1 pseudogene is annotated in these 777 nt (G+C 55.5%); it reads left to right on the top strand.

Going from position 1 to position 777, the window contains the following annotated elements:
- Positions 1–382: 382 nt before the first annotated feature.
- Positions 383–547 (top strand): annotated as a pseudogene (locus J8I87_RS44075) (LysR family transcriptional regulator); the annotation flags it as partial.
- Positions 548–777 lie beyond the last annotated feature (230 nt).

Here is a 777-nt window from a genome sequence, read left to right as displayed (position 1 = left end):
GGGCAAACTCGACTTCTCCGCATTCAACTCGCATGCCCGCTGACGGCCGTTACCCACTGCATTTTCAAAAGAGCCTGTTTTGTCGTCGTGGACAGCGATAGCGCGGCACCGAGTTGAATGCTGCACATCGACGCGAAGGCGAACATCAGCGCGATAGCGTGCGAGAATAGCACGGACGCTCTCGACAACGCGTATTTGGCGTGTTTTGCGTTAAATTCCCCGCTCATCCATATTTCTCGCGTGAGTGAAGGAAGGATACTAACCGCAGATGTATGCGTGGTATAAGCTGGAAATCTTTATGTGTGCATGAGGGAAATTGATGATTCCAGATCTCGACAGCACGCTGCTGCGTACGTTCGTGACGGTGGTTTAGGCCGGCAGCGTGAGTAACGCTGCAATGGCACTTCATCTCACCCAGGCTGCCGTCAGCATGCCTCTTCGTCGTCTTGAAGACGAAGTCGGCCGACGCCTGCTCGAACGTTCGCCGCGCGACATGAAGCCGACTTCGGCGGGCAGCGTACTACTGCCGTACGCGCACCCGCTTGTGCGCCTCGTCCATGTTGGCCACGAACCAATTCCGAACCATGTTGGCGATCGTATACGCATGAGCAAACGGCCGGTTGCAATGGAATCGGAATCTTTCAATAGATGCAAGTGTGTTATCGAGTTCATTTAGCGTGCCGTCGCCCGACCATTACAGCGGGCAGCGACTTGATGTTGGACTTCACCCCACAGTCGGGCTTGCCCTGTTCAAAGGAACCCAGATGCTTGGCGCGG

It is taken from the genome of Paraburkholderia sp. LEh10 (assembly GCF_017814945.1).
Classification (GTDB): Bacteria; Pseudomonadota; Gammaproteobacteria; order Burkholderiales; family Burkholderiaceae; genus Paraburkholderia.
Note: the sequence above shows the minus strand (reverse complement) of the source record. Positions and strands in the feature narration are given on the sequence as shown.